Annotated in this window: 12 protein-coding genes; 3 read left to right on the top strand and 9 right to left on the bottom strand. The window is 42.5% G+C overall.

Annotated features, from left to right (window positions below; all coding sequences use genetic code 11):
• Positions 1 to 16 precede the first annotated feature (16 nt).
• From JGK20_RS33810 to JGK20_RS33785, 7 genes are all read right to left on the bottom strand, one after another.
• A complete protein-coding gene (locus tag JGK20_RS33810; RefSeq protein WP_293185023.1) occupies positions 17 to 472 on the bottom strand; it encodes a DUF6575 domain-containing protein in 456 nt (151 codons plus the stop codon).
• 11 nt (positions 473 to 483) lie between these two features.
• Entirely contained in the window at positions 484 to 840 is a 357-nt protein-coding gene (locus JGK20_RS33805) for a hypothetical protein (RefSeq protein WP_293233759.1), read from the bottom strand.
• 43 nt (positions 841 to 883) lie between these two features.
• Complete coding sequence (locus JGK20_RS33800; RefSeq protein ID WP_293233757.1) at positions 884 to 1,393, bottom strand: DUF924 family protein; 510 nt, start codon at positions 1,391 to 1,393, stop codon at positions 884 to 886.
• Between the two features lie 282 nt (positions 1,394 to 1,675).
• Positions 1,676 to 2,038: a peptidoglycan-binding domain-containing protein gene (locus JGK20_RS33795; protein ID WP_293185020.1), complete on the bottom strand. Its 363-nt coding sequence runs from the start codon at positions 2,036 to 2,038 to the stop codon at positions 1,676 to 1,678.
• A 262-nt stretch (positions 2,039 to 2,300) separates the two neighbouring features.
• The gene (locus JGK20_RS33790) at positions 2,301 to 2,939 is read right to left on the bottom strand and encodes a ThiF family adenylyltransferase (RefSeq protein ID WP_293233755.1); all 639 of its coding nucleotides are present in this window, start codon (positions 2,937 to 2,939) and stop codon (positions 2,301 to 2,303) included.
• A gap of 165 nt (positions 2,940 to 3,104) precedes the next feature.
• Complete coding sequence (locus JGK20_RS34760; RefSeq protein WP_366039864.1) at positions 3,105 to 3,287, bottom strand: hypothetical protein; 183 nt, start codon at positions 3,285 to 3,287, stop codon at positions 3,105 to 3,107.
• A 12-nt stretch (positions 3,288 to 3,299) separates the two neighbouring features.
• On the bottom strand, positions 3,300 to 3,854 hold the full coding sequence (locus JGK20_RS33785; RefSeq protein ID WP_366039862.1) for a hypothetical protein: 555 nt from the start codon (positions 3,852 to 3,854) through the stop codon (positions 3,300 to 3,302).
• Between the two features lie 297 nt (positions 3,855 to 4,151).
• Here JGK20_RS33785 and JGK20_RS33780 point away from each other — a divergent pair, with 297 nt between their 5' ends.
• Positions 4,152 to 4,544 carry a DUF4189 domain-containing protein gene (locus JGK20_RS33780; RefSeq protein ID WP_293185016.1) on the top strand — a complete coding sequence of 131 codons (393 nt, stop codon included), beginning with the start codon at positions 4,152 to 4,154 and terminating at the stop codon, positions 4,542 to 4,544.
• Between the two features lie 186 nt (positions 4,545 to 4,730).
• Here JGK20_RS33780 and JGK20_RS33775 read toward each other — a convergent pair whose 3' ends face one another.
• Positions 4,731 to 5,072: a hypothetical protein gene (locus tag JGK20_RS33775; protein WP_293185015.1), complete on the bottom strand. Its 342-nt coding sequence runs from the start codon at positions 5,070 to 5,072 to the stop codon at positions 4,731 to 4,733.
• Positions 5,073 to 5,400: 328 nt separating this feature from the next.
• Between JGK20_RS33775 and JGK20_RS33770 the strand changes: the two genes are divergently transcribed.
• Positions 5,401 to 5,697: a DUF433 domain-containing protein gene (locus JGK20_RS33770; protein ID WP_293185013.1), complete on the top strand. Its 297-nt coding sequence runs from the start codon at positions 5,401 to 5,403 to the stop codon at positions 5,695 to 5,697.
• A 43-nt stretch (positions 5,698 to 5,740) separates the two neighbouring features.
• On the opposite strand, the gene JGK20_RS33765 is transcribed toward JGK20_RS33770, so the two are convergent.
• Positions 5,741 to 6,148, bottom strand: a complete 408-nt coding sequence (locus tag JGK20_RS33765) for a DUF1287 domain-containing protein (RefSeq protein WP_293233753.1) — start codon at positions 6,146 to 6,148, stop codon at positions 5,741 to 5,743.
• A 92-nt stretch (positions 6,149 to 6,240) separates the two neighbouring features.
• Between JGK20_RS33765 and JGK20_RS33760 the strand changes: the two genes are divergently transcribed.
• Positions 6,241 to 6,955 (top strand): IS1 family transposase (locus tag JGK20_RS33760; RefSeq protein WP_293233761.1); only part of this gene is annotated, 715 nt, incomplete at its 3' end.

Below are 6,955 nucleotides of genomic sequence, written 5' to 3'. Positions count from 1 at the left end.
GGCTGTTTAATCAGCTTCAAACCTTGCTAAGTTGAGATTCACCGGAAACTTTTTGAAAAATTAACAACTTATCTTCTGCCGCTGTTTCGCGATTTAAATCAGACAGTTCGTAATAGGAATCTGTTTCTGGCAAGTAGATTTCCGGTAAATTCTCAGGCAGGATTAAATAAGTGTTTTTCACCTGTAAAGCATTGTCTATATCTAATGAATATAGAAATCCGTCAACAGGATTTACAATTAACTGGTGAAATGAAACTTGTCCCTCTATGTAAAGCTTGAGAGTTGGTTGTGCAACTCTGAAAACCAACCAGCGATTGTACAAATTATCTACATCGCACCAAGAATAAAGATAGCTATCGCCGTATTCATTCTCAAAAAGCGATAGCAGGGGGCCGTCGAAATACTCTAAATTGACTATGCTTCTAAGAGATAAAGGAAATTTACTTAGTTTAAATCCTATTAATTGTTCCACTTTTTTTTACCTTACAATAAACAAGATGTTATTACAAATTTTGCTGCCAAATCAGCATTAGCAAACTCATGTAGGCTCAAGTGACCGTTATCATCTATTTTGGAGACAACTCCATCTGTCTTGTCGATCGCTCCTGCTGCTATGTGAGTCCCCAGAGAATCGCGCAGTTTTTTTCTTTTTTTTGTTAGTTTTAAATAACGGTTTTCGGCATTTTCCCTGGTATCAAATAATGATAGCGCATAACCTTGACACCTGGTAGCTTCAGTTTCTGGTTTTAGGTTGCGCTGCGGAGTTATTATCAGCACCGGTTTAAAGTTATTAATAGCTCGTTCATCATTGGGCTCAAATACAAATCTAAAAGCCAGCATTTCTTGCGGTTCATAGTCCAGTGGCGGGCATTTAGTTGAAAGCTTATCTATATGTTCTTGGTGTTTGAAACACACCAAAACGCTCGATGATTTTAAAATGCCGCACTGCAAAATCAATGACGGAATTGCTGTCAGGTTCGCCGCTGAGTTGGCGAAATAATTCCACAGATTTTTCCTGGTGTTCTAAGTTTTCGCTGTGTTCAAAAGGCAAGTAGATAAACCACTTTTGTACAGTCAACAATTCGCGATCGAAGTTATTGTTAACAGCGTGTTGGGCGGCGGCTAAGGCTTTGCTGTCTGTGGCGAAGGCTTGGGGATTTTCGCGAAACATATTGCGCGGAAATTGATCGAGCAGTATGATTAATGCTAGGCAGTTTTCCGGGGAATCTTGCCAGGAGTAGAGTTTACCGGATGCTGCTAGTTCGTATTCTGCTAGAAATAGCGATCGCACTTCCGTATCAAAATCGGCATCTTTCTCAAACCACTTCTTTTGAACTTTACCAAATTCTGGAGAGTTCGATCGACCAAACCAAAAATCTAAAACTTCATTCATTATTAATCTAGTTAGCCATTGATTATTGATGGCAATTTAGGTATCTGTAGTTGCACAAAATCTACTTGATGTGCAACTACAAATTGCAGGGGTTAATGATTACCAAATATGAATCCGCGCCAACACAGGTACTTACTTTCCGACGCTATCGAGGGTGGAGAAAAAAAATTAGATTACAGAGTTTAAGCTTCCAGATTCATCTGTTATCGAGTAAATCTAAAATCTAAAATCTACAATCTAAAATCGACTGACTTAGGAACTTTTGCTGTCCGGTACTTAAATTTACGAACTGGTAAACAGTCTGTCCCAAGTTTTTCCTCCCACAATTCCGTCTACAGGAAGGTTGGCTTCCCGCTGAAATATTTTCACTGCATCTAGGGTTGTTCTACCAAAGATGCCATCAAGTGCGATCGGTTCTGGACACACACCGCGGGCGTTTAACAATTTTTGCAGTTTCCTCACATCTTCGCCTCTCGATCCGTGTTTTAAAATCCTTTTATGGAATCTAACTTCTGGTTCGTGGCAATCATTAGTGTGGCAAACTTTGTCGCCGGCGCCCCCTGAATAAGTGGCTGCATTGGCGCCTGTCAAAACTAATATGCCGAGAACTGCTAGTAAATAATAAAAAGTCTGCGATCCAACCATACTTTCCCTGTTAATTTTCTCAAGCGTTTTCTGCAAGTTTGACCCGCAACAAACGGGTAAAAGCCACCGACTAAAGTCGTGGACGATCTCAAAATTTTAGAATTTTGTTGAAGCTCCCAGATTCAATCCGAGAGTCAATCTAAAATCTAAAATCTAAAATCTAAAATCGACTGACAATTGTTTGAGAGTGAGAAACCGGGTTTCTGGGATGGAGGCGTCCAATCTCGATTGACCGGGTTTCTGGCAACAGTCAACCGACATTCTACAATATAAGTGGCTTTACTGCAAAATCTTTGATCGTGCAAGTTAAATTTTGTTGCTCTTGGGTTGCAGCAAAGGTAACAATTACTTCGCACGCTACAGAAACTGTCAGCATTACCAAGTTTCTCGCCAGCGGGTAATCGCAAACGTCATCATTGGCGGCGGAAGGAACCCGATAGTGTTGGTTCCAAATTATTTCGGAGTAATCGGCGGCTAATCCGACGTGCACGCAGGGAATGGAGGCACTCGCACAGTAATCTTTGACTGCTTGCCGCCCGATGCTGTTATCAAAAGTATCGATCGCCAGGGCGCTGTTGGCAAGCAGTCGATCGACATTAGCGGGTGTCAATTCCTTTGAGTGCGCGTCAATGCTGACTGACAAAGCGCGATAGAGGTGGTTGGCGAGAATTTTGGCTTTGAAGGCGCCGATGTCCGATCGATAATATGGTTGAGTGGAAAGGTTGCGCTCTTCGATGCGATCGCGATCGACGACTCTTAACTGGCAAAATCCCGATCGCGCCAGACTCTCTACAATATTCGCACCCAAAGCCCCCGCGCCGCACACCGTTACCGGGAAATTTTTAATCAGCGACATCACTGCGGCACTTCGGTAAAGTTGTTCGTGAAAAAATATACTCATGACAGTTGACAGTTGATAGTTGACAGTTGACAGTTAGGAATTGGGAATTGGGAATTGGGAATTGCTCAGCTATTCTGCCTTGAATTTTTTAGGGCAAAAAATCTCAAAGTCTTGTGGGGTGGGCTTCTAGCCCGCCCCAGACGTACAAATTAAATGCTGTAAAGCTTATCGATTTTCGACTACTCCGACTAATGACTGCAAGTCGAAATCTTTGTCCAAGCCACTGAGACAAATACCAGAACTCATAACTGTTAAGTCATTTTTGGCGATCGCCGAACTATGATGTTCTCCACTAGCGCTAGTCCATTCAACCAACCAATAATCAGCGCGATCGCTAAAATCCCGCAACTCACCGCCGCCCTAAACAATTCGCATTTCCGGCGTCATTCCTTTAAAGCGAACTTCTTGAGGCAAAATCAACTTTTTCAAAGCATCTTTCAACTCCTCACACAGCAGCGGATCGGCGCGCCGATCAATCTCTTCAAACCACAAACAATTACCGTCCCACCGCGCCACAATCTGCTCGAACTGGGAGCTTTCACTCACTAAATGTACTGCTACAGGTTTAGCAAAACCCACGCGCTGTTTAGCATCAGACTCGTTAACAGGATAGGCCAGCCAAGTTTGCCCTTGCAGCACGCGAGCTAATTGCAAGCGAATCGGTACAAGCAGTTGCAAATACTCGGCGACTTGTGGCAAACTAGGTTCCTCAACTACAGCAGCAATTTTATCATTAATTGGCTCCAAAATAGCCCATCCTTCAAACTTGCGCTGCTGCAATTGAAAAGTATAAATCATCCCACCTATCTTTGTCCGCACCCTTCCCCCTCGAACGCAAGGAGCCAGGAATTGAGTATCGAGCAGTTCCCCTTCTTGGGCCGCGAGTTGGCTGATAATCTTGCGGATATCTGCCATTGAAGTGACCTCCTTCAACAGTTGACAGTTGACAGTTGACAGTTGACAGTTGACAGTTTAAGAGCGACCTTTACCTAGAAGGAAGAGGATTGGAGTAATGAATAGTCTGATTTTAATTTCTCCCTATCGGGGAGAGGCTTTCAACCAATTCTTTCTGGTAATTTTACTTGTTTTTACACGATCTGCATATAAACTAAGAGAATATAAACATTTACTAACAATCTTGACATCAAGGGAATTCCGAATATAATATTGAGCAAGTATTCAAAGTTAACGTTGTAAAAATATCAAGTAAATATGCTGCAAAAACTCTGTTTTAAGTTAGTAGTAGTGACAAGTCTGACACTTCCTATTGTTGGCTCTGCCCAAGTAGCTAAAGCTCAGAACACTCATGGAGCTACTGCTTATTCTCCGACTTCTGACGCCACCGGTATTAGTTGGGATCATGGTACAGAGAAAGAAGCACTAGATGCAGCAGTAGCCGCCTGCAATCAACAAAGTGGTGGGGCTAACGATTGCCAAGCGCTGACCTCTAATACCAATAATTGTGGAGCGATCTCAGTAGGCAAAGGAGGAGCAGGTGCGGGCTGGGGCGATGATAAAGCAGCAGCAGAAGCTCAAGCTCTCGCTGCTTGCAGCGAACTGGAAGGAGGCAACTGTAAAATTCAGCTTTCAGCTTGCAACAAGTAATTGAATGATGAATTTTTGTCGGAGTGGTGTATATTTTCTCTTGTAAAATAGCTGAGAAAATAGCCATATTATGTCCGTTTATTTACGCGAGAAAAATGGTTTCTAGTGAGGACTTTAGTCCGCAGAAAGAAGGACTAAAGTCCTCACTACAAACCAGTAGGGTGCGCCGCAGCGCACCTTACCCAATTAATCTCCTACTTCAGAGGTAACTGCATCCGGCGGCAGCAAACTTTCTAATCTATCTTTAGACCAGTATTCAGTAGGATAGGCGAGTGCAATAATATCAGAAAGTCGAATCAACCACGTAACTTGTCCGTAAGCATCGGTATTTTCCCCGTGTTCGTTAGGGGGAACTATCACCAAAAGTTCTGCAAACTCCCCGAACAAATTAATCGGGATGCCGCCGAAACTACTATTATTTGTTTTAATCCAAACTTTACAGCCTCGATCGAGGGCTTCTTGGAGTCGCTGGGACAGTAAAGTGGATTTTTTGACCTGGGATTTTTTGGCTTTCGACTTTTTTCCCATAGTTTTAAGAAGTTAAAGTAGTTGTACTGTGAGTTGCACGGTGGGTTACACAGTGGGTGGAGATTGGAGTGCGATCGTCTTCTAGGGCTTCGTTAACGCGATTTGCTATTGAAACTGACAAAACGAAAAAGGACGATCGCCCGATCGACACCCTACCAGTCTAGTCTATAAGAAAGTGCCACACTGCGATCGCCATAACAATTTAATTACAAAATCGGGAAATGAGCTGCGGTATCAAGTTACAGAGTGAGTTAACAGTCTCCGTATTTATACTGTGCCCAAATGCAGTATAATCGGCGAAGTCTTCCCAAATCGTTTAACTAAAACAATGGACTGGCGAAAGCTCATTCATCCCAACCCGAAAACTTCAACAATTCAACCACCAGCGCCAGAAACTCGATTGTCTGTAGAATTCCTGTTGGGGCTGTTTGCGGCGGGATGGACAGAAGAGCAAGTTTTAGAGAAATATCCTACACTCACTTCCCCCAAGCTGCGCGCTGCTTTGGCTGCTGCGGATTCGCAGTTAGTTTCATCCATCGCCAATCCTGAGTTACTGGAAATTATCGAACAAACTAGGGAAGAGTTGAGAATCGAGAAAAAGTTGCCGCTTGAGGAGATTGATTGAGGGAGATATTTGGGAGTAAAGTGCGATCGATTTTCGATGCTACTCAAAAATATCGATAATGCCCGATAATCTTCCAATTGAAGAGGACATCTTCCAATTTAGTCCCTGCACCGATATTGTGAACGATCGCAAATCTTCCCGAAGGCGATCGCACGTTGCTAACTATCCCGATATGAGACTCACCTCCACCTAGATTCCATGTTACTACATCACCCGGTTGATAATTATCTGCATTTCGAGTAACAGGTAACGATTTACCTTTTCGTTCAAAAAATACCATCAAATTAGGAACTCGGCGATGGTCGATATTCGGATCTGTGTTGGTCAAATTCCAATCTTTTGGATATGCGACAAAGTTCTGCTGCATATCTTGATGTACCTCTTGTTGCAGATCCACTTTTACTTGCCGAAATGCGCGAATTATGACATCCGTGCAAACACCTGTAGTCATCGGTACATCGCCACCAGGGGGCGTTGCTGAACTAGGGTATGATGAAATGGTCGTCGGAGCGTCACAAATCACACACATTTAAAAGGAATATTATGCAATGCCCGGAATGTCAGTCTACTCATATCAATAAAAATGGTCACAAAAAAGGCAAGCAGAATTATATTTGCGTCAGATGTAAAAGACAATTTGTAAATGATTATCAATCTCAAAGAGGATACTCGGAAGAAGTGAAACGCGAATGTCTCAAAATGTATGTTAATGGCATGGGTTTTCGAGCCATTGAAAGAGTCAAAAATGTACATCATACTACAATTATTAATTGGGTAAAACAAGCTGGAGAACTCTTGCCAAATTGTTACGCTCCAGAAACGACTCCTGCCGTTGGAGAATTAGATGAGTTACAAACATTTGTCGGTTCAAAAAAAAACAAAACCTGGCTGTGGACAGCGGTAGACCATTTTAAGCCAGGTATTTTAGGATGGGTTTTGGGCGACCATAGCGCCAAAACTTTTGAACCTCTATGGGAGATTGTTAGTAAATGGAACTGCTATTTTTATGTGACAGATGGCTGGAAAGTTTACCCAATGTTTGTGCCGGAGGGAGATCAAATTATCAGCAAAACCTATATGACCAGAGTTGAGGGTGAAAATACAAGACTCAGACATTACTTGGCTCGGCTAAAAAGAAAAACTCTTTGTTATTCTAAGTCGTCACAAATGCTAGAATATTCAATAAAATTACTAATTCATTATCTGAAATTTGGAGATGTTCCAATTCCCAATCAAAATCCCAGAAATCATTTTCGGC

This window comes from Microcoleus sp. PH2017_05_CCC_O_A, assembly GCF_020738785.1.
Classification (GTDB): Bacteria; Cyanobacteriota; Cyanobacteriia; order Cyanobacteriales; family Microcoleaceae; genus Microcoleus.
Note: the sequence above shows the minus strand (reverse complement) of the source record. Positions and strands in the feature narration are given on the sequence as shown.

What these genes read in the sequence shown, in the direction of transcription:
- JGK20_RS33805 (WP_293233759.1), bottom strand. Translation starts at nt 840, where the DNA reads ATGCTGGCTTTTAGATTTGTATTTGAGCCCAATGATGAACGAGCTATT.
- JGK20_RS33800 (WP_293233757.1), bottom strand. Translation starts at nt 1,393, where the DNA reads ATGAATGAAGTTTTAGATTTTTGGTTTGGTCGATCGAACTCTCCAGAA.
- JGK20_RS33795 (WP_293185020.1), bottom strand. Translation starts at nt 2,038, where the DNA reads ATGGTTGGATCGCAGACTTTTTATTATTTACTAGCAGTTCTCGGCATA.
- JGK20_RS33790 (WP_293233755.1), bottom strand. Translation starts at nt 2,939, where the DNA reads ATGAGTATATTTTTTCACGAACAACTTTACCGAAGTGCCGCAGTGATG.
- JGK20_RS33785 (WP_366039862.1), bottom strand. Translation starts at nt 3,854, where the DNA reads ATGGCAGATATCCGCAAGATTATCAGCCAACTCGCGGCCCAAGAAGGG.
- JGK20_RS33780 (WP_293185016.1), top strand. Translation starts at nt 4,152, where the DNA reads ATGCTGCAAAAACTCTGTTTTAAGTTAGTAGTAGTGACAAGTCTGACA.
- JGK20_RS33775 (WP_293185015.1), bottom strand. Translation starts at nt 5,072, where the DNA reads ATGGGAAAAAAGTCGAAAGCCAAAAAATCCCAGGTCAAAAAATCCACT.
- JGK20_RS33770 (WP_293185013.1), top strand. Translation starts at nt 5,401, where the DNA reads ATGGACTGGCGAAAGCTCATTCATCCCAACCCGAAAACTTCAACAATT.
- JGK20_RS33765 (WP_293233753.1), bottom strand. Translation starts at nt 6,148, where the DNA reads ATGACTACAGGTGTTTGCACGGATGTCATAATTCGCGCATTTCGGCAA.